Source organism: Subtercola frigoramans, assembly GCF_016907385.1.
In the GTDB taxonomy this organism is placed as follows: Bacteria; Actinomycetota; Actinomycetes; order Actinomycetales; family Microbacteriaceae; genus Subtercola; species Subtercola frigoramans.
Genome location: NZ_JAFBBU010000001.1, coordinates 430,798 through 450,025, shown reverse-complemented (window position 1 = coordinate 450,025; position 19,228 = coordinate 430,798). Strand labels below are relative to the sequence as shown.

The following is a 19,228-nucleotide window of genomic DNA, read 5'->3' as shown; positions in this document are numbered from 1 at the left end:
ATAATGCTCGGCATGACTGAATACGGCATTGTCGAGCGATCCATCGTCATCGACGCTCCCGCTGACCGGATCCTGCCGCACCTCACCAGCTTCCACAGCTGGGTGGCTTGGTCTCCATGGGAAGGCACCGACCCGGAGCTGAAGCGAACGTACGCCGGCACTGACGGCACTGTGGGCGCCTCCTACGAGTGGGACGGCAATCGCAAAGCCGGCGCGGGCACGATGACCGCAACATCCATCGCCCCCGACTCGTTCGACGTGGCGCTCTCCTTCACGCGGCCATTCAGATCACAGAGCCTCGTGCACTTCGCACTCGACCCCACGGGCGCGTCGACGAAAGTCGTCTGGACGCTGAAGAGCCCGAAGACCGCAATGTCGCGCATCTTCGGACTGGTCATGAACATGGACAAGTTGATCGGCAACGACCTCGACAAGGGCCTCGCTCAACTGAAGCGCGTCGTCGAATCGGCCTGAAGCGGTTGAAGCAGGCTCGTGCCGTTCCGCTGAAGCCCGGCTGCGTCAGGCCGTGGCGTACAGGCCGCCGAGCGCGTGTTCGACCGAGTCGAACCTGCCGACCTGGCGGCCGTGGTCGTCGAACAGGTCGAAGTCAGGCCCATTACGGATGATCGAGCCGGCCGATTCGTCGGTGATGCGGTGTTTGATCATCCATCGCCCCTGGCCTGCGTGAACGAGGTAGAAGAACTCTGAAAATGCCAGCATCGCGCTCCCTGCTGCAGACAATAACTAGGTGACGACCCGGCGCAGGGCGTCGCGCCAGTCAGGCGCGTGCACGTTGCGGCCTGCGTCGACAGGGGCGGCGACCCACTCTGCGCCGCGGGAGTGGAGGAAGTGGGTGACCCGGGGGCGAGCCTTCTCCACTCGGAAGAGGTACCACGAATCTTCGCGATAGTTGCGGAGAGCATATTCGCCGTGGTTGGTCCAGAATGCCACCTGCTCGTCGACTCGAGCGGGCAGATCGACATCGGAGAGCGTCGGGTTTCCGTTCAGCACAGCCAAAACGCTATTCAGCGAACGAAAACGGCAGGTAACGAACACATGCACAGACGGTGACGCTCGCAGCAGTCGGGACCTTCGGCTCTGTCACGTGTACCCCATTCGGGGTGTACTGGGTGTAGCGCAACACCCGACGCACCAGGAAAGTTCTCATGAAGAACGCCCACAGAGCACGCAGGATCACGCTCATCACTGTCGGATCGATCGTGGGTGTCGCGCTGCTGAGCCTGGGTGCGGTTCTCACTGTCGGCGGCATCTTCGTACCCGCGAACTATCTGCAACCGTGGTCGACGAGTTACGCCGACCAGTTCAGCGACCCGCGCATGAAGGTGGTCTCCCAGGCCGTTCTCGCACCGAGTGGCCACAATATGCAGCCGTGGACGATCACCCTCGACCAGGGCGACCCGAACGTGTTGTACCTGTACACCGATCCGACGCGCCTCACACCGGCCGTCGACCCGCTTTCGCGTCAGACCTTGGTGTCGGAGGGCACGTTCCTGGAATACCTGCGAGTCTCAGCTGCGAATCTCGGGTATTCGGCGACGTTCGGCCTCTTTCCCCAGGGGGAGTACGACGAAGCCGACCTCGCCGCCTCGATGAGCGCGAAACCCGTGGCGAAGATCACCTTGGCGAAGGACTCCACAGTGAGCACGACCGAGTACGCGTCACTCTTCCTGTCTGACACGAATCGCTCGCCCTATGAGGACACCGCTCTCACGACCGCACAGATCGACACCCTCACTGGACTAGCCGACAACTCCGGCGCTTCACTCCAGATCTTCACCGACCAGAAGGACGTGACCACGTTCGACGACTTCGGAGTGCAGGGCACGCTCATCGAAACTCAGTACGAAGCGGCAACGAAGGAGAGTGACGCGCTGTTCTATTCGACGGAGGGCGCCAAGAACACTGCGCGCTCGGGGTTCGCTGTTGAGGGCCAAGGCACGACCGGATTCATGAAGTACCTTCTGCAGGGGCTGATCACGATCATCCCCTCGATCAACGACGACGCGGCCGGGGCGAAGAACGCGATTGCGATGACGGCGGCAGGTGTTGCGCACACGCCGGCGTTCGGCATGATCAGCACCCCAACGAACACGCGCGCCGAGCAGGTGCAGGCGGGCATCCTGTACGCCGAATTCTCGCTTCGTGCACGCACCCTCCGGCTCGTGATGCAGCCCCTCAGCCAGGTGCTGCAGGAGTACCCGACGATGGCAGAACCGTACGCCGCGATTCATGCGGAGTACGCGCCGGGGGGCCAGACGATCCAGATGCTCGTGCGAATCGGAACTCCGACAACTCAATACCCGAACACAATGAGGCGCGACGCGAATGCGCTCGTGCACACACCGTGAACGCGGCCGTGAACGACCGATTCGCCTTGAGTCGCACCGTCGGTCGCACGCACACCAACAGAGAGGAAGACACAGTGATCAGCCCGCCGGAGAGGGAATCGGTCGTCACGACTGTGGCCCAGCGCATCAGGAGGTATTTCCCTGCAGCGCAGCCTTCGCACATCACCGCAGTCGTCGGCAGAGAATTCGACGCATTGAACGGCAGCAGGATCCGCGGCTACATACCGAACCTCGTGCAGCACAACGCGCGGCGCAGCCTTCGTGCTGAAGCGGAGCCTCTCCACGTCTGATTCTTGCGGGGAGACACGAGGTCGTTGTGTTCAATTTCTCGACAGAATCGGCGTGAGCTGCGCCGGTGGCGTAGACCGGTCAAGTCGGGTATCCAGCGTCGGACACCCGATTCTGTTACGACGAGAGGACATATGCGAATGCGCAACGAAATCTATTGGCTTGTCACCTGCGAGGTCAAGCCCGGCAAGTTCGAGGAATTCACGAAGGTCGTGGAGCCTCTCGTGGCCGCGACGAAAGCCGAAGAGGGCTCGCTGGCCTACGACTACAGCGTCAACGACGACCAGACCCTGGTTCACATCTTCGAGAGTTACCGTGACTCGACAGCCGTTGTCGACCACGTGACCAAGACGTTCTCGCAGTTCGCCGATGCGTTCGGCGCGTGCGTCGACCTCACCGTGTTCGTGACTTTCGGCGCACCGGATGCCGCCGCGAAGGAGATTCTCGACGGGTTCGGCTCAACATACTTCACTCCGTTCGAAGGCTTCACACGTAAGTAGCTACACCGGCTCATTCACGGCAACTGCCAGGCGCTCCCCCGGGAGCCCTGGCAGTTGTGTTTCGCCACGGCATCACGACCGCACGATGGTGGCAGGATGAGCGGCCAGCGCCCGGGCCGCCGGGCCAGGGGCCTCTCACCGTTGCGGCGGCCCTGCTCACTTCAGGCGGTGACAGCAAACTGCCGCGCCCATCCCATAGCGATCGTTGTGATCGTCTCACGCCGGCGCGCGTGCGCCTGGTCGTCCCCGACGACGATGAGGCTCACATTGGGGGTGGCGAACCAGGCATGGCACAGGGTGACGATGGTGAGGAGCAACTCGTCTGCCGCCGCGGCGTCGATGTCCCCGATGGCGAGCTCCAGCTCGGTGGCCTTACTGCGGGCCCGAGAGGTGCGGGTGGCCACATCGATCGGATGCACCAACTCCAGGCCCTCCCAGAAGACGAGACGCGGCAGGGCCGGGTGAAGCTTGCAGGCGTCGAAGTAACGGCCGGCAAAATCTCCCGCCGCTTCGCATCCAGAGCCGCAGACCGGCACGCCGTCGAGAATGGTCACAAGCTGGTCGGCGAGAACAGCCTCGAAGAGCTGGCGTTTGTTGCCGAAATAGGAGTACAGGCGCTCACGGTTGATGCCGGCGCGCGCAGAGATCCGATCCACCCTGGCCCCCGCGAACCCGTTCTCGCTGAACTCCAGAACAGCGGCGGCAAGAAGCGCAGCGCGTGTCGCCTCCGTGTCCCATGCCATGCGCCCATCCTAGGTTCGATTGCTGCACTGGTGCCTGCCCTACTGAACAGTGTAGACTCAATTCCAACAAGACGTTTGGAGATTTGTGGAACGGGATGGCAAGGCACTCGCGGCCGATGAACTCGAGACCAACCATCGGCATGCGCCAGGGGTGGCCTCTGTGCACGTTCGAGCGATCGTCACGTGGTGCGCGATCTTCCCGCTCGTCGCGATCGGCATGACGGTGATGGGCCTGTTCGCCAATGGTTGGCCTCCCGTTCTGCGCGCGCTGGTACTGACGGCTGTGGTGGTTCCGGTCACGGTCTACTTCATCGTGCCCCGTCTCCTCCTCGCCCACAGCAGGATCACCGCTGGCCGCGCGCGCAACAGATCGGCCGTGCTCAGCGGTCGCGAGAGCGTCTAAGACTTCACCGGCACAACACTCACCAGAACAAAGGAAGACCACCATGGAAATCACCGCCGCCGTCGTGCGCGCCCCGGGCGCCGACTTCACCGTCGAGAAAGTGGAGCTCGATGAGCTCCGTCACAACGAAGTACGCGTCAGGCTCGTCGCGACCGGCATCTGCCACACCGACTCGCTCGTGCGCGACGCAATCTACCCGACACCCCTGCCCGCCGTGCTCGGCCACGAGGGCGCCGGCATTGTCGAGGGCATCGGCGACTCCGTGACATCCGTCGCGCCCGGCGACCACGTCGTGCTGGCCGCCGCCTATTGCGGGCACTGCCGCCGCTGCCGCGCGGGACAGATGGCCTACTGCGAGAACCTGTTCGCTGCCGACTTCGGTGGTGCACGGCTCGATGGGAGCACCTCGATCAGCAAGGACGGAGAGGCGATCTCGTCGCACTTCTTCGGCCAGTCGTCGTTCGCCACCTACGCGAACGTCGTCGAGGAGTCGGTCGTCAAGATCCGGTCGGATGTTCCGCTCGAGCACCTCGGACCGCTGGGCTGCGGCCTCAACACGGGGGCCGGCACCGTGCTCAACGAGCTGAAGCCGGAGATCGGCTCGTCGCTGGCCGTCTTCGGCACCGGCGCCGTCGGGAACGCCGCGATCATGGCCGCGAAGGTGGCCGAGTGCGCGATCATCGTCGCCGTCGACATCCACCAGTCACGGCTCGACCTGGCGCTCGAGCTCGGCGCCACGCACACGATCAACTCGATCACCGAAGACCTGCCTACGCGTCTGAAGGAGATCGTCGGCGATGCCGGCCTCGACTACGTGGTCGACACGACCGCCCGGCCCGAACTGCTCCGCCAGGCTGCCGACGCGCTCGGCGTGCGCGGTACCGTCGCGCTCGTCGGCGCAGCCCGCCCGGGAACCGAGGTCGCCTTCGAGATCGGTGCCTCGCTGGTGAAGGGCTGGACGTTCAAGACCGTCGTGCAGGGCAGTTCGGTACCGCAGGTCTTCATCCCGCAGCTCATCCAGCTCTGGCTCGACGGCCGATTCCCGTTCGAGAAGCTCGTGAAGGACTACAGCCTCGACCAGATCAACGAGGGTTTTGCCGACTCCAAGAGTGGCGTCACCGTGAAGCCGGTCATCATCTTCTGATGAACGACAGAAAGAAGGGGAGGCCGGATGATCGGGCCTCCCCTTCTTTCGTTGTGAGACCTACTTCAGCGCTGTGATCGTTCAGCGCTAACGTCGTAAGGCCCTGCGCCCCTAGGTTGAGCCGAGCGCGCTGCGCACCGCTGGCAGCACATCGGTGGCGAGGATCTCGATCGAGCGCAGGGTCTCGCTCTGCGAGAGACCGCCGAGCCCGACCTGCGCCAAGAACCGGGTGTGACCGAGAACCTCATGCTCCCAGAGGATCTTGTCGATGATCTCGGCAGGGCTGCCGGCGAAGAGCGCGCCCCGGGGGCTCGACCAGACGTCGAAAGCGTTGCGGTCGAGAACTCCCGTTCGCGGCATGTTCTGCCCGATGTACGAGGAGTAGTGGGGAAAGAACGTGTCGCGGGCGCCCTGCGACGTCGCTTCGACATAGAAGTGCGACGTCACGCCGATGCGCCCAGCTTCGCGCCCGGCCTCCGCTGCCGAGCGTCGATAGAGCTCAGCGAACGGGGCAAAGCGCTGCGGGTCACCGAGGATGGCGAAGTAGACGGGCAGGCCGAGAGACCCGGCCCGCACGGCGGAGGCAGGCGTTCCTCCCACGGCGAGCCAGATCGGCAGGGCATCCTGAACCGGGCGCGGCCAGACCCCGGCGTCAGCAAGAGGAGCGCGGGTCGTGCCACTCCAGGTGACGGGGTTCTCGGCGCGGATCTTCAGAAGGAGCTCGAGCCTGTCATCGAAGTACTCGTCGTAGTGATCGAGCGGCTGGCCGAAGAGGGGGAACGACTCGAGGTAGGCACCACGGCCTGCCGTGAGTTCGGCGCGCCCGCCGCTCAGCAGGTCGAGGGTTGCGAACTCCTCGAAGATGCGCACGGGGTCGGCGCTGGAGAGCACGGTGACGGTGCTGGTCAGGCGGATGCGCTCGGTCTGTGCGGCGACCGCCGACAGCACCATCTGGGGTGACGAGATTGCAAAGTCTTCGCGGTGGTGTTCGCCGAGCCCGAAGACGTCGAGCCCGGCCTGGTCGGCCACGCGGGCCCACTCGAGAATGTCGGCGAGCCGGCTCTCGGCACTCAGCGCGCTGCCACCAGCGGTTCGGGTCAGCTCACCGAAGGTGAAGATGCCGATCTCGAATGGCTGAGCGCTGGTCACAGAGCGGCAGACGCAGCAGAGGCACCGACGACCGAGGTGATGAAGCTTCGCACGTCGGCAAGCTCCTGGGCGTGGATTCCGTGCGCGAGGCCGGGGTAGACCCGTTCGCTCAGCGAGGTGTGGCGAGGGAGGAAATCGCTGGTGCGGGCGATTGCGGCCGCACCGATGACGCGGTCCTCGGCGCCGCGGCCCCAGAACAGCGGTGGCAGTGTTTCGGCCAGCACGGCATCGCCGGGCTGCGCCGTGCGTTGCACGAAACCGCCGAGGACGACCGGCGCGACGACGCGCTCCGGCCGCGTGCGCAGCAGCTGGCTGACCATGAGGCCGCCCTGCGAGAAGCCCACCGGAACGACGGTCGCCTCCGTGCCGAGATTGTCGTCGATCCACAGCCAGATGGCGTCGGTCGCCTCGGCGAGAGGAAGGGGTTCAGGGTCACCGGGGGTCTGGATCGCGAACCAGGCCGCACCGCCGTTGCCGAGCTCGAGCGGAGCACGCAGCGACGCCCAGGGCAGGCTGAGCCCCAGCGCAGGCCCGAGCCCGGCCAGGTCGTGCTCATTCGACCCGTAGCCATGCAGCAACAGCATAACGGGGCTGCCGGGAGCAGCGTCGGGCCATTCGGGCGAACGCACGTCGGTCAGGGTGGTGGTGGTCATCGGGAGAGCAGCTCCTCGGTCGAGAGGTCGGGAAGGGAGAGGGTGACGCGGGTGCCCCACGGGTCGTCGACGGCGACCGAGCGCCCGTCTCCCGCGAAGGCGATGGAGCGGGCCCGGAGCCGGCCAGCGACGGCTTCGAGGTCGTCGGCGGTGGGCACGGTGATCGAGACGTCGCCGAGGCCGAGGCTCGCAGCGCGTGGCCCGGCCCCGCCGCTGTTCCACACGTTCATGGCGATGTGGTGGTGGTAGCCGCCAGCCGAAGCGAACAGGGCGCCGCGGTAGCCGGTCTGTGTAGCCTCGAAGCCCAGCGCATCCACGTAGAAGGAGCGGGCGGTGTCGAGGTCGCCGACTTGCAGGTGCACATGGCCGACGAGACCGGCGAGCGCGGGCGCCTGGTCGAGAGTGGCCTGGTCGAGGTGGCGCTGGAGGTAGGCGTTCGGATCGAGGAACTCGGTGGCGATGCGGATCTCCGCACCATCGTGAATCCAGAGCGAGCGATCCCGGTCGGTGTACAGCTCGACGCCGTTACCCTCGGGGTCGGTGAAGTAGAACGCTTCACTGACGCTGTGGTCGCTCGAGCCGACGAACTGGCTCCGCGGATCCTGTGCCGCACGGTACACCGTCGCGGCAAGGCTCGCCGGGGTCTCGAAGAGGAATGCCGTGTGGAACAGCCCCGCCTGTCGCCGGTCGACGGCCGGCAGGTCGGGGGTGTGGATCAGGCGCACGAGCGGCGTGGTTCCCCGGCCGAGCACCCGGTGCGCTTCGCGGCGCTTGCCCTGCTCTGCCAACGGTTCCATGGCGAAGGCGGCGGAATAATAGTCCGACATGCTCTCGAGGTCACCGACCCGCAGGGTCACTGCACCCATCGACGTGTCGGCATCCAGAATTTCACCAGACGTGGCCATGATGATCCGTTTCTCTCAGTAAGTGGTCGGGGTGCAGGGCACCAGCCCTGCACCCCGCGGTGAATCAGTCTCAGCGGATGACGGCGAAGCCGGCGTTCCAGCCGATCTTCTCGCTCGCGGCGAGCGTGAGCTGCAGGAAGCCGAGGGCCTCGAGCTCACGAGCGCGCGTGAGCGCACCGGCGTCGATGGCGCCGACGCCACCGGCGACGATCGCGGCGACCAGGGCGTTCTTGGCGGCCGCGTCATCGCCCGCGACGAGCACGGTGGTCTGTACTGCGCCGAGCTGCTTGGTGGCGAGGGTGGCAGCGAAGGTCGTGTTGAACGCCTTCAGAACGTGGCTCTCGGGCAGCTTCGCCTGGAGCTCGGCCGCAGCCGAACCGTCAGCTGCGACGACCAGGGAGTCGAAGGTCGAGAAGTCGAGCGGGTTGGTGATGTCGACGACGGTCTTGCCGGCGAGCTGGGCGCCATAGGCCTCGACGATACCGGCGAGAGCGGGGTACGGTACCGCCAGAATGACGATGTCGCCGGCGATCGAAGCGTTGGTGTCTTCTTTCGTCACGTAGCTGACACTGCTGCCGCCCGCGGCGAGAACTCCGCCGATCGCGTCGCCCATTGAACCTTTACCGATGATCGTGAACGTGGTCATGACCTGTCCTTTCGTGTTGCGAAGTTTGCTTGTAGACACAACCATACTCCTATTTAGTTGTTGCTACAACCTTGTAGGGAAATTTCTCACAGGACAGATCTCAGGCAGACGATTTCGGGCGATGCGCGAGCACCACAGCCAGACGCACGGATGCCCGGCTGGGCGTTCGGGTTCGCTCAGCCGGGCATCCGCTCATTCATCGAACGTCTGTCACACAGCCACCGGCGCTGCCGTGAGCTGGCGCGTGACCTCCGGAATGACCCGGTCGGCGATGTACTGGATGCGGGCAGAGCCGGATTCGACGGTCTCGCCCGGGAACTGCGCCCAGAAGTGGAAGTCGCGGATCTGCGGGAACCGCTGCGAGAGCGAGACGAGCTCGTCGACGGCCTTCGCGCCGTCCCACAGCTGGTAGACGCCGAAGTCGAGCAGGTCATCCGGTGCATCGAAGTGGTCGGGCACACCAGAGCCTTCGAACGAACCCCATTCGATGTACTTGTTCACCTGGTAGAGCACGTTCTCACCGATACGGCTCCACTCCTTCTCGGGGTCATCGGCGACAACCACCCACTGGCTGGCGTAGACCGCCCCTTCGTCGAGGGACTTGCCATTGGCGATGAGCGCGTCGAGGTAGACAGGGATGCTCTCGTTCGAGAGGGTGATCACGCCGTCGCCGAGGCGTGCGGCACGCTCGATGCCCTTGGGAGCAACGGCGCCGATCGGCATGCGCGGAGTCTTCTCTGCCACCGGGGTGACCTTGACTGCCGGCATCGACAGTCTCGTGCCTTCATAGCCGGCATCGCTGCCGCTCCACGCCGTGCGAATGATGGCGATCGCGTCTTCGAGGAGGCTCGGGCGCTGCTTGCGCACTCGACCGAACGAGGTGAATTCGCGCTCGTTGTACCCCAGGCCCACGCCAAGATCGAAGCGCCCGTCGGTGATGAGAGAGAGGGCATTGGCATCTTCGGCCAGCCGGATCGGGTTGTGCAGCGCCGCCACGACGATGTTCGTCGCCACCCGCAACGTGGTGGTGCGAGCACCGATGGCGGCAGCCATGATGAGGGGCGACGACGCGTAGTCGTCGGGCGCGAAGTGATGCTCGCTCAGCCAGGCCGAACCGAAGCCCAGCTGTTCGGACCAGACCGCCTGGTCGATCGTGTCACGGTAGAGCGCACCGATCGGTTGCGCCCAGTGCTCGGGGTTACGGAAGTCGTACCAGAGACCGAATGTGGGAATAGACATCGTTGTCCTCTAACTCAGTGGCGAAGGCGCACCGCAGCCCGCGTGGGTGACGCGATACGCCGGGAATTCTGAGGCTACGACGGCAGAGCGACACTGAACGCGAGTGTTCAATTTTGGAACAGTGGACTCTGACGGCACGGACGATTGGACGCTCCTCGATGACGTGCGCGCTGGAACAGAACGACGGCTCCCTGGATCAGATCAGTTCCGGGGAGCCGTCGGCCGTCGCGATTGTGCTACTTGGTCAGATCGTCGATGGTGAACAGGGGCGAGGTGTCGAAGGTGCTGAGCGTCTGGCCGTTCGCGTCGACCAGCAGGCCATGCTTGATCAGCCAGTCAGCATTCTGCTGCCAGATGTCGGCCGACTGGAACCCCACCACGCCGGTCGGGCCGGGAATCAGGCTGGCGTTCTGAATTTTGCTGACGTAGTCGACCAGATCAGCACTGAGGTCGTTCGGGAACTGCTTGAGCACGGCCGCATTTGCCGCTGCGGGGTCTGACAAGGCGGCTTCGTAGCCCCTCTGCATGACCTGGGTGAACTTCCTGACGATGTCGGGGTGGGCATCCGCGTATTTCGTCGAACTCAGCAGCAACCCACTGTAGGTGTCGGGCAGACCGAAGTCTGTCGTGCTCCAGGTGCGGACCTTGTGCCCGGTCTGCTCGATGGCGAACGCGTCGCCGGGGAACGAGAGCGTCGAGTCCACGCGCCCCTGGCTGAGGGCCGAGTAGATGTCGGTACTGAGGGTCACCGGCTCGACGCCCTTCGATCCGCCATCTGCCGTGATCATGTCGTCGGCGACAGCGACTTCAGACGGAGAGCCGAATGTGCCGAAGGTGGTACCGGCGAGATCGGCAGGCCGGTTGTAGCTCGAGTCGGCCAGCACCGTCAGCGAATACGGCACGTGCTGGTACGTCGTGAAGAACGACTTCACGTCGGCGCCCGCGGCCTGGGCTATGAGTACAGAGCGAATGTCGCTACCGAACCCCAGGTCTGCGACGCCGGTGGACACCAGCGTCTCGGCCGGTGAACTGCCGAAGGGCACGATGTCGACCGTGATTCCCTGCTCGGCGAACCACCCCTGGTCGATGGCGTACGAGAGCCCGTTCAGCGATGGGTCTGGAATGTAGCTCAGCGCGAAGCTGACGGTGGTCATGCCCGGGGTCGACGACCCGGAATCGCTGGAACCGCTGCTGGTACAGCCTGCGGTGACGGCGACAGTCGTGGCAACGGCGGCGGCGATGAGGCCTCGGGACAGGCGCCGGGAACGGGGCGAACGCAATGATGAACGAAGTGACATGGGTCCATCTAAGTCGCAAGTTATGTTGCGAAAGGCACGATCATGTTTCAATCTTGTGAAATTAAGGCGCCTCGCTCAGAAGTGCGGCACCGTGGCTCGCACATCCACGTGGGGGTCGACGATGACCCGGCCCACCCCGGGCAGGCCCCGGATGATCGCCGCCTGTGTCTCGAGTCGTTCCCTGTTCGCAGACGAGACCTCGATGAGCAGGTCGGCGTCACCAGCGCACTCGGCCACGAAGGTCACGTCAGGCAGTACAGCGAGCACCTCGACCAGCGGGGCCGTCTTGCCGATCGTGCGCACGGCGAGGTGGGCAGTGCACATGCGGCCGAGCATCGAGGGCCAGGGCCGCGCGACGACCGACAGGGTTCCGGTGCGAACGAGGCGCTGGAACCGCTGGCGGACTGCCGGCACTGAAAGGCCCGTCAGGCTCGAGAGTTCAGTGAAGGGAGTGCGGCCGTCACGCTGCAGGGTCACGATCATCAGGCGATCGATGTCGTCGATCTGCACGGGAGACCCCCCGAGAAAGGTGAACGGCCTCGCGGGCTCCCCCTGGGCCGACCCCCGCAGGGGTCGCGTGACCCCCTTGAGCAGCAGGTTCGTCGCGACTCGACTCACTGCCGGTATCGCCCGCACGTGATCGTCGAGCAGGAGCATCAGGTCGCGCGTACTCGCCATACTCACCTGCGCGTAGACCCGCCCCGATTCACAGCGGGCGATCCACGCGACGCCGTCCAATCCGCTCAGGATGTCGGGCAACGCCCCTGGGTCGTCAGAGGAGATGTCGAGCATGGCGACGATGGGTCGCCCGATGAGCACCGGGTCGATGAAGGCGGTGACCCGCATGCCTTCTGTACCCAGCAGCGAAGCGAGTCGACTGCGCACCCTCCACGCCGGCGCATCAACTCGCCTCACGACCTCGCTACCGGATGCCCGACCATCGTCGATCAGGATCTCCAGGATCGTGGCGTCGATTTCGTCGTCTGTCATCGTCGCCTCACCAGCGACATTGTGTCACGATCCGGCAGTCGGGTCTCCGAGCCGAGCGACCAACGTTTACATGCCCGAAACATGGAACGCCCGCCGCCGTCACATTTTCCGTGTTTTATGAAGCCATGACGCTTACAGCACCATATGACGCCGCCTCTGCGACTCCGCCTGCTGTCGACCGACCGCAGCGCGATCGACCACCCGGCGCATCGTTCGGCTCCGGGCCGGTCATGCGCGTGGTGTTGCCCGTCGCAGCGGTCATCGTGCTCCTGGCGATCTGGCAGGTCGCAACAGGGTCGACGAATCTCGACCCCACGGTATTGCCGTCGCCGATCCGCATCGCTACGAGCGGCTGGGCGGCGCGGGAGGCGATCGGCACAGCCACCCTCGCCACGCTGCAGATCACCATCTTCGGCCTGCTCTTCGCCGTTGCGGCGGCGATGCTCGTGGCTTCGGTTCTTGCCTTCGTTGCGCCGCTGAGGCAGACCGTGCTTCCCCTTCTCATCGCAGCCCAGTCGGTGCCCATCATCGTCTTGGCCCCGCTCGTGGTGATCTGGTTCGGTTTCGAAGCAGCACCGAAGGTCGGACTCGTCGCAATCGTCAGCATGCTTCCGCTCACCATCGCAACGCTCCAGGGGTTGCTCTCTGCCGATCCAGACGCGGATGCCCTGATGCGATCCATGGGTGCGTCGCCGTGGAAGGTGTTCCTGCGACTTCGAATACCCACCGCACTGCCGGCAGCGATCACCGGCCTCCGCATCACGACGAGCTTCATCGTCGTGGCGGCAATCTTCAGCGAATATGTCGGCGCGAGAGCCGGGCTGGGAATCTTCATGCAGACCCAGAAGAACCTCTATCGCACCGACCTGGTGTTCGCCGCTGTGTTTGTGAGCATCGTCATCGGGCTCGCTCTGTTCGCACTCACCTATCTCCTGGAGTGGGCGCTCCTGCCCTGGGAACGACGCAGAAAGGCGGCGCAGCGATGATCGAACCCCTGCTGGTGGTCGACGGCATTTCGAAGAGCTTCAGCACACGTCGCGGAACCATCTCCGTCATCGACGAGATCAGCCTGCAGGTCGGCACGGGAGAATTTGTCTCGGTGATCGGCCCGAGCGGCTCTGGTAAGTCCACGCTGTTCAACATCCTGGCTGAGCAGCTGCGCCCGACAAGCGGGTCCGTGAGGTTCCTCGGCTCCCGCCAGCCCAAGACGCCGTTCTCGGCATACATGCCGCAGAAGGATCTGTTGATGCCCTGGCTGACCGTCGAAGACAACGCGGCACTGGGCCTCGTTCTCGGTGGAACGCGTAAACGCGAGGCACGCGATCGGGTTCGCCAACTTCTCTCGACGTTCCGGCTCGAAGGTCGCGAGAAGGCTTATCCATTCGAGTTGTCAGGCGGCATGCGACAGCGTGTTGCACTGATGAGAACGGTCGTGCAGCAGCGCCCCCTGCTGCTCCTCGACGAGCCCTTCGGCGCCCTCGACTACCTGACTCGCACCGAACTGCAGTTCTGGCTGTCAGAGCTCAGCGTCGAACAGGGCCTGACCGTGGTGCTCATCACGCACGACGTGCCTGAAGCGCTCTTTCTCTCCGACCGCGTCTACGTGCTCTCCGATCGGCCGGCCAGGGTGCAGATGGTGCTCGAACAGCCAGCGCCCCGGCCCCGCGACCTGTCGTACCTCGAAACCGAGGCATTCACTCACGATGAGCGACTCCTCCTTGCTGAGCTCACCCACGGCGGCCTCCGCCAGAAGGCAACACAATGAGCATCATTCTCGGTGCATTTCAGATCATGAACCCCAATGGCACCGTCGGCGTGAGCTGGCGGCATCCCGACAACACGTCGCTCGGGTATCTCACGACGCGATACTGGACCACCATGGCTCGCCAACTCGAGGAGGGTGGGTTCGATTTCCTGTTCTTCGCCGACTCCTACGGGTACCCCACCGATGCCTCGGGTGAGATCCTCGACCAAGCACTGATCGACGCCACTAACCTTCCGATGGCCGACCCGATCACTCTGGTCTCTGCGGTCGCAGCGGCAACGACCTCGCTCGGGATCGTGGTCACCTCCTCGACACAGGTCGAGCGGCCGCCCGCCATCGCCCGCCGCTACGGCACCCTCGATCACCTGACCGATGGTCGAATCGGCTGGAACGTGGTGACCGGGGCAGCCCAGGCCTCGTCGGCCGCTCTCTTCGGCGAAGAGATGATGGCACACGACGACCGCTACGCACAGGCCGAAGACCACCTCACCATCTGCCTGAAGCTCTGGGAGGGTTCGTGGGCCGACGATGCCGTGATCGCTGACATGCAGGGCGGAATCTACGCCGACCCTTCGCGAGTGACGCAGATCGAACACGATGGCGTCTTTCTCAGCGCGCGGGGTGTGTTCGGCGTGCCACCGGGCCCCCAGCGCAGCCCACTGATCCTCCAGGCAGGCACCTCGGGGCCGGGCCGGGAATTCGCGGCCCGGTTCGCCGAGCTCGTCTTCATCGGCGGCGGCGACACCGAACTCATCGCCGCGCAGATCGCCGACATCCGCGCCCGGGCGGAATCGCACGGCAGGGGCGGCGCCATCCGGTTTGTCGTCGGCGCCCACTTCGTCGTCGGCGCCACAGCAGACGAGGCCGCGGCCAAACGCGCCACGATGCTCGAGTTCGCGACGCTGGAACAGGCCTCAACGAGCTACACCTGGCTGACGGGAATCGACCTGCTGTCGTTTCCGGCCGACGAGCCGTTGCCCGATCTCCACACCGAGATGGGCCAGACGGCGCTGGACCGCTATCTGCATCCGGGCACCAGCGCACGCAAGACACCTCGCGAGATCCTCGAGGAATTCCGTGACAACGGCATCAATGGCACCGTCTTCGTCGGCGATGGCGACGGCATTGCAGACGAGATGGCGGTCTTTCTCGAGCACGTCGGCGCCGACGGGTTCCTGGTGCAACCCCACATCACGCCCGGCACCTACACCGACTTCATCGCCTACGTCGTGCCCGAGCTACGCCGACGCGGATTGCTACCCGATCTGCCCGCCGCCGCCTCGACACTCCGGTCGCGCCTGTTTCCCGAAACCGGCGACCATCTTCCCTTCGGCCATCCCGGGCGGGCGTACCGCCGGCCCGCCCGCGAGGCCGTCTCACCAAGCTGAGTCCCGAGCCCGGACGCCCGAGCCAACCGCAGCCCAGGCCGGAGCCCAGAAGCCGCAGCTCAGGTTCCGAAGCTCAGACGCTGATGTCTTCGTGCCAGAGCTCCGGCTTCGCGGCGATGAATGCCGTCATCATGTCGATGCACCGAGCATCATCGAGCACCGTCACCGTCACTCCGCGCGAGCGCAGGAGCTCCTCACCGCCCAGGAAGGTGGTGTTCTCACCGATGACCACATGCGGGATCTTGTAGAGCAGAATGGCGCCGGTGCACATGTCGCACGGCGACAAGGTGGTGACCATCGTCGCCCTCGCGTAGACACTCGCCGGGTGACGCCCCGCGCTCATCAGGCAATCCGTCTCGCCGTGGTGGATCGGGCTGTCGAGCTGCACCCTGCGGTTGTGGCCGGAGCCCAGCAACTCACCATCGACGAACAGGGCTGCACCGATCGGGATGCCGCCCTCGCCTGCGCCGGTGACAGCTTCGGCGAGAGCGACATCGAGCATCTCGCGCGGTGTGGGGCGCTCGAGCGTCATTGTGACACCCGGAACTCGGCGCCGCGATGACGATCGTTGATGTGGCCATCGCTGCCACCGAAGAGTCGCTGGCGCAACGTGGTCGGCTCGGTCTGCTCGTCGATGAACCCTCGCTCGATCAACAACGGAACGACCTTCTCCCCGAACACGCGATACTCCTCCGGGCCTCCGAAGTTGGGTTCGATGAGGAATCCGTCGAGGTCGGTCTGCTCGACCATGTCGATCATCTGCTGGGCCACGCTCTCCGGCGTGCCGGTGATCTTCAGGCCGCCCAGCGAACTGCGCAGGCCGTCGATGATCTCCCCCACCGTGGGCCCGTCTTCGTAGCGGTCGAGGGTACTGTGGCCGAACTCCGAGCGTTGCGACAGCGGCTTGCTCGCATCGAGTGCCAGCAGGTTGATACCGGTCCAGCCCAGGAAGTGCATCGCGAGAGCCTCGGTGCTCGGCGCCGCGGCAAGATCGGCACGGATGCTCGCTGCCTCTTCTTCGGTGTCGGCGACGACGATCGAGACGCCGTTGAGGATCTTGATGTCATCGGGGCGGCGACCGAAGCGGGCGGCACGTTCACGAACATCCCGGATCGTCGTCTGCGCCGCCTCGACCGTTGCCTCCTGCATATAGACACACTCTGCGGTTCGGGCAGCGAACTCCCGGCCACGACTGGATGCTCCGGCCTGGAAGAGTGTCGGCGTGCGCTGGGGCCCCGGCACGACGGTGAAGATGCCCTCGACGTCGAAGAACCGGCCGTGGTGGGCGATGGAGTGGACCTTCTCAGGGTCTGCAAAGGTGTGCCCGGCCTGGTCGAAGACGACGGCATCGTCTTCCCACGAGCCCTCCCACAGTTTGGTGACCGCATCGACGAACTCGTCGGCTCGGTCGTAGCGCGTGTCATGTTCCGTCACCTCGCCCAGCCCGAGAAGCTTCACCAGGGCTGTCTGGTTGTCGGAGTTGACGATGTTCCAGCCGATTCTGCCCTCAGTGAGGTGATCGAGGGTACCGAATCTGCGGGCGAGCATGAAGGGGCGCTCCGCCGTCGTCGACGATGTCACGACGAAGTTGAGCTTGTCGACTGTGGCGGCGAGCCCGCTCACGATGGTGACCGGGTCGTGGGCGGGAGTCTGCACAGCCTCGCGGATGGCCGCAGCTGGAATACCGTTCTCGTCGCTGGGAAAACCGATGACATCGGCGAAGAACAGGAAGTCGAAGTGTGCGGCCTCGAGCACGCGGGCCATCTCCTGCCAGTACGCGAGCGTGGCGAAGCTCTTGGTGTCGTTTCGACGGTCAGTCCAGGCACTGCTGTAGAAGTTCACCGACATCAGTTGACTTGCGCCGAGCGTGATCTTTTTGGTCATTCGGTTCTCTCTCTTCACCGCTGTCGAATGCATCATTCGCACTGATCAATGCTTCGCGCTTTATTAACACGATCTGTCTTTCAATACATAAAACCCGAGCAAGGTGTCTAATGTCAGCCATTTGTGTTTCAAACATGTAAATTCGACGGCCGGCCCCGTCAGCCGCACCGTGCACCGCGGCCTGAGATAGGCTGCAAGCACCATGCTGGACCCCATCGACCAGGCGATCGTGAGCCATCTCGAGTCAGATCCTCGAGTGACCAGCCGCAGGATCGCCGACTCCACGGGCATCGCGGAGTCGACGGTGCGAGGCAGGCTTCAGCGCCTGATTGGCAGCGGACTGGTGTCGTCGACGATCTTCGTGCACCCCGAACTCACGGGTGCATCCTTCCTCTACCAGGTCAAGCTCACCTTGGAACCCGGCACCTCCGCGACGGATGTCTCAGAGCTCCCCGAATTCAGCTCCTCCCCCTGGACGGCCCTCGTTCCCACCGACGGCCGGCTTGTGGCCCAGTACTCCGCCGCCACCCTCGCGGAGATGCTCTCGGGGGTCGATCGCATCCGGCGGCTGCCGGGCGTGCTCCACGCGGAGACAGTGGTCGTGACCCGCATCTACGTCGGCACCAACTGGAGCACGGGGCCTGGCGAGCACCACTGGCCCTCCACGCCGATTCGGGCCGTCGACCCCCTCGACGAACAACTCATCGATGCACTGCGACCCGACGGCAGGATGAGCTACACGGAGCTCTCGACCCGCATCGGGCTCACGGTTCCGGCCACGAGGCGGCGGGTTCTGCGCCTCGTCGAAGACGGAGTTATCAGGTTCGTGACCCGCGTGAACGACCCGTCGATCGCGCACGTCGAGGCATCCATCGATCTTGCGGTCACCGCGGCGTCCCGCGCCGCGATCATCGACCAGCTGTGCGCCAGAACGTCAGTTCGCTACGTGGTCGAGCAGACCGGTCCTTACGACCTGGCGTGCTATCTGGTGGCCGACTCTGTCGCCGCCTTGGCGATAGTCGCTGCCGACATCACCGCCGACGATCAGATCATCGCCTCACGCACCGACCCGTTCGTCGTGCTCCGCGACGAGACGAGCTGGGTGGGCGGCGTCGGCTGAGGCAGCCGCTCACTCCGAGAGGCTGCGGGCGGCGCCTGATTCAGCAGCGTCGATGCTGTCGCCGAGGTCGACGCTGGTCATCATCACCCGGAACGGCACGCCGTCGGCCGACCACCAATTGTGCGGGGTCCCTGCAGCGAGCCGGATGCTGTCGCCGACCACCAACTGGAACGACTCCGCGCCCGCCGCCACCTCGACCCGCCCCTCGAGCACGTAGAGGTACTCGTCGACGCCCGCGTGGGTGAGCCGGCTCTCGTTGGGTGACCCGAGCGACTGGATCTCCATCATGCGCACCCTTCCGGGCACCGAGATCAGCACATGCCCTGAATCATCGCCGTAGGCATGGCGCAGGCCACCGGTCTGCAGGATGCTCGCCGGCACCCCGGCTGGCGCAGACCGGAGCGATGCGGCCTCGAGCGCTTCGTACAGATCGACTGGGGTGGCATCGAGAGCTTTGGCGAGATTCACGAACGACGGCATACTCGGTCGGGCGCGCCCCCGTTCGACGAGCGAGATGAACGGATGGGAGAGCCCTGACAGCGCCGCGAGATCTTTGAGGGTGAGCCCCATGTTCTTTCGGCGAGCGCGAATGAGTTCGCCCATGGCTACGGCGTCGTGATCGAGAGGCGTCGTGTTGCGCCCTGATGACGTGGCCACTGTCACTCCTCGGATCGGTTACGGGATCGAAACATTCGAGAAATGCACCCGCAACGCCTGCCGCATAACGTGACCAATGTTTACCGC

At 64.8% G+C, this 19,228-nt stretch carries 23 protein-coding genes; 10 read left to right on the top strand and 13 right to left on the bottom strand.

Annotated elements, in window-relative coordinates; all coding sequences use genetic code 11:
- Positions 1-12 precede the first annotated feature (12 nt).
- Positions 13-474, top strand: a complete 462-nt coding sequence (locus JOE66_RS02170; RefSeq protein WP_205106508.1) for an SRPBCC family protein — start codon at positions 13-15, stop codon at positions 472-474.
- Positions 475-519: 45 nt separating this feature from the next.
- Here the strand turns inward: JOE66_RS02170 and JOE66_RS02165 are convergent, their stop codons facing one another.
- A complete protein-coding gene (locus tag JOE66_RS02165; RefSeq protein WP_205106507.1) occupies positions 520-720 on the bottom strand; it encodes a hypothetical protein in 201 nt (66 codons plus the stop codon).
- Positions 721-744: 24 nt separating this feature from the next.
- Positions 745-1,011: a hypothetical protein gene (locus JOE66_RS02160; RefSeq protein ID WP_205106506.1), complete on the bottom strand. Its 267-nt coding sequence runs from the start codon at positions 1,009-1,011 to the stop codon at positions 745-747.
- Positions 1,012-1,166: 155 nt separating this feature from the next.
- On the opposite strand from JOE66_RS02160, the gene JOE66_RS02155 reads away from it, so the two are divergent.
- From JOE66_RS02155 to JOE66_RS02145, 3 genes are all read left to right on the top strand, one after another.
- Positions 1,167-2,369, top strand: a complete 1,203-nt coding sequence (locus JOE66_RS02155; protein ID WP_205106505.1) for an Acg family FMN-binding oxidoreductase — start codon at positions 1,167-1,169, stop codon at positions 2,367-2,369.
- Positions 2,370-2,443: 74 nt separating this feature from the next.
- Complete coding sequence (locus JOE66_RS02150) at positions 2,444-2,659, top strand: three-helix bundle dimerization domain-containing protein (protein WP_205106504.1); 216 nt, start codon at positions 2,444-2,446, stop codon at positions 2,657-2,659.
- Between the two features lie 138 nt (positions 2,660-2,797).
- Positions 2,798-3,157 carry a putative quinol monooxygenase gene (locus JOE66_RS02145; RefSeq protein WP_205106503.1) on the top strand — a complete coding sequence of 120 codons (360 nt, stop codon included), beginning with the start codon at positions 2,798-2,800 and terminating at the stop codon, positions 3,155-3,157.
- A 161-nt stretch (positions 3,158-3,318) separates the two neighbouring features.
- Here JOE66_RS02145 and JOE66_RS02140 read toward each other — a convergent pair whose 3' ends face one another.
- A complete protein-coding gene (locus JOE66_RS02140) occupies positions 3,319-3,900 on the bottom strand; it encodes a TetR/AcrR family transcriptional regulator (protein WP_205106502.1) in 582 nt (193 codons plus the stop codon).
- Positions 3,901-3,985: 85 nt separating this feature from the next.
- Here JOE66_RS02140 and JOE66_RS17035 point away from each other — a divergent pair, with 85 nt between their 5' ends.
- Both JOE66_RS17035 and JOE66_RS02130 read left to right on the top strand, forming a co-directional pair.
- Positions 3,986-4,303: a putative antibiotic biosynthesis monooxygenase gene (locus JOE66_RS17035; protein ID WP_239518192.1), complete on the top strand. Its 318-nt coding sequence runs from the start codon at positions 3,986-3,988 to the stop codon at positions 4,301-4,303.
- Between the two features lie 43 nt (positions 4,304-4,346).
- The gene (locus JOE66_RS02130) at positions 4,347-5,447 is read left to right on the top strand and encodes an NAD(P)-dependent alcohol dehydrogenase (RefSeq protein WP_205106501.1); all 1,101 of its coding nucleotides are present in this window, start codon (positions 4,347-4,349) and stop codon (positions 5,445-5,447) included.
- Between the two features lie 111 nt (positions 5,448-5,558).
- Here JOE66_RS02130 and JOE66_RS02125 read toward each other — a convergent pair whose 3' ends face one another.
- The 7 genes from JOE66_RS02125 to JOE66_RS02095 form a co-directional block, all read right to left on the bottom strand.
- Complete coding sequence (locus tag JOE66_RS02125) at positions 5,559-6,596, bottom strand: LLM class flavin-dependent oxidoreductase (RefSeq protein WP_205106500.1); 1,038 nt, start codon at positions 6,594-6,596, stop codon at positions 5,559-5,561.
- Positions 6,593-7,249 (bottom strand): alpha/beta hydrolase, encoded by a 657-nt coding sequence (locus JOE66_RS02120; RefSeq protein ID WP_205106499.1) that lies wholly within the window; start codon positions 7,247-7,249, stop codon positions 6,593-6,595. Before JOE66_RS02120 ends, JOE66_RS02125 begins: the two co-directional genes overlap by 4 nt.
- Entirely contained in the window at positions 7,246-8,154 is a 909-nt protein-coding gene (locus JOE66_RS02115) for a VOC family protein (protein ID WP_205106498.1), read from the bottom strand. The genes JOE66_RS02120 and JOE66_RS02115 overlap by 4 nt, the downstream gene beginning before the upstream one ends.
- Before the next feature lie 70 nt (positions 8,155-8,224).
- A complete protein-coding gene (locus JOE66_RS02110; RefSeq protein ID WP_205106497.1) occupies positions 8,225-8,800 on the bottom strand; it encodes an NADPH-dependent F420 reductase in 576 nt (191 codons plus the stop codon).
- Between the two features lie 210 nt (positions 8,801-9,010).
- Positions 9,011-10,039, bottom strand: coding sequence for an LLM class flavin-dependent oxidoreductase (locus tag JOE66_RS02105; RefSeq protein WP_205106496.1), 1,029 nt, complete (start codon positions 10,037-10,039; stop codon positions 9,011-9,013).
- A gap of 236 nt (positions 10,040-10,275) precedes the next feature.
- A complete protein-coding gene (locus JOE66_RS02100) occupies positions 10,276-11,337 on the bottom strand; it encodes an ABC transporter substrate-binding protein (RefSeq protein ID WP_205106495.1) in 1,062 nt (353 codons plus the stop codon).
- 75 nt (positions 11,338-11,412) lie between these two features.
- On the bottom strand, positions 11,413-12,327 hold the full coding sequence (locus tag JOE66_RS02095; RefSeq protein WP_205106494.1) for an Lrp/AsnC family transcriptional regulator: 915 nt from the start codon (positions 12,325-12,327) through the stop codon (positions 11,413-11,415).
- A 125-nt stretch (positions 12,328-12,452) separates the two neighbouring features.
- Here JOE66_RS02095 and JOE66_RS02090 point away from each other — a divergent pair, with 125 nt between their 5' ends.
- From JOE66_RS02090 to JOE66_RS02080, 3 genes are read left to right on the top strand one after another with little or no spacing between them, the layout of a single operon-like run.
- Positions 12,453-13,313 carry an ABC transporter permease gene (locus JOE66_RS02090; protein ID WP_205106493.1) on the top strand — a complete coding sequence of 287 codons (861 nt, stop codon included), beginning with the start codon at positions 12,453-12,455 and terminating at the stop codon, positions 13,311-13,313.
- Positions 13,310-14,092, top strand: a complete 783-nt coding sequence (locus JOE66_RS02085) for an ABC transporter ATP-binding protein (RefSeq protein ID WP_205106492.1) — start codon at positions 13,310-13,312, stop codon at positions 14,090-14,092. Before JOE66_RS02090 ends, JOE66_RS02085 begins: the two co-directional genes overlap by 4 nt.
- Positions 14,089-15,480: an NtaA/DmoA family FMN-dependent monooxygenase gene (locus tag JOE66_RS02080; protein WP_205106491.1), complete on the top strand. Its 1,392-nt coding sequence runs from the start codon at positions 14,089-14,091 to the stop codon at positions 15,478-15,480. Before JOE66_RS02085 ends, JOE66_RS02080 begins: the two co-directional genes overlap by 4 nt.
- 73 nt (positions 15,481-15,553) lie before the next feature.
- On the opposite strand, the gene JOE66_RS02075 is transcribed toward JOE66_RS02080, so the two are convergent.
- Complete coding sequence (locus tag JOE66_RS02075; protein ID WP_205106490.1) at positions 15,554-16,012, bottom strand: nucleoside deaminase; 459 nt, start codon at positions 16,010-16,012, stop codon at positions 15,554-15,556.
- A complete protein-coding gene (locus JOE66_RS02070) occupies positions 16,009-17,364 on the bottom strand; it encodes an NtaA/DmoA family FMN-dependent monooxygenase (protein WP_205106489.1) in 1,356 nt (451 codons plus the stop codon). Before JOE66_RS02070 ends, JOE66_RS02075 begins: the two co-directional genes overlap by 4 nt.
- A 202-nt stretch (positions 17,365-17,566) precedes the next feature.
- Between JOE66_RS02070 and JOE66_RS02065 the strand changes: the two genes are divergently transcribed.
- Complete coding sequence (locus JOE66_RS02065; protein ID WP_205106488.1) at positions 17,567-18,484, top strand: Lrp/AsnC family transcriptional regulator; 918 nt, start codon at positions 17,567-17,569, stop codon at positions 18,482-18,484.
- A 9-nt stretch (positions 18,485-18,493) separates the two neighbouring features.
- Here JOE66_RS02065 and JOE66_RS02060 read toward each other — a convergent pair whose 3' ends face one another.
- Positions 18,494-19,141 (bottom strand): helix-turn-helix transcriptional regulator, encoded by a 648-nt coding sequence (locus JOE66_RS02060; RefSeq protein WP_205106487.1) that lies wholly within the window; start codon positions 19,139-19,141, stop codon positions 18,494-18,496.
- Positions 19,142-19,228: the final 87 nt, after the last annotated feature.